The following is a 446-nucleotide window of genomic DNA, read 5'->3' as shown; positions in this document are numbered from 1 at the left end:
ACCGCGCGAGTTAAGGCGATAGACGTATCGCGGCGGGTAAGACGCTTTTAACCCTCTCCGGCGATTCCTCTGATGTCCGTTTGCATACGGTGGCCCAGGTCAACGCGAAGATCGATGAAAGGGACCACCTCAGCATGTTCGACCCCGAAGCGTCAGGAAGCGGCCCGCTCGACGGCTGCCTGGTGATCGAACTGTCCCACGCTCTGGCCGGCCCGCACGCTGCGATGATGCTCGGTGATCTCGGCGCACGGGTAATCAAGATCGAGACACCCGGTCACGGAGATGAGGCCCGCAGTTGGGGTCCGCCCTTCGTCGGTCCGGATCAGACACCAGAGTCGACGTACTTTCTTTCCTGCAACCGCAACAAGGAATCCGTCACCGCTGACCTCAAAACGGAGCAGGGCAGGGAACTGCTCACGCGGCTGCTGCGCCAGGCGGACGTACTC

General features: G+C 61.9%; 1 protein-coding gene. It reads left to right on the top strand.

Annotated features, from left to right (window positions below):
- Positions 1-89: 89 nt before the first annotated feature.
- Positions 90-446, top strand: a 357-nt coding sequence (locus tag C6N31_RS42540) for a CoA transferase (protein WP_307811619.1), incomplete at its 3' end; no start/stop codon positions are given.

This window comes from Streptomyces fildesensis, from assembly GCF_016107395.1.
Taxonomy (GTDB): Bacteria; Actinomycetota; Actinomycetes; order Streptomycetales; family Streptomycetaceae; genus Actinacidiphila; species Actinacidiphila fildesensis.
This window is presented reverse-complemented; position numbering and strand designations above follow the sequence as displayed.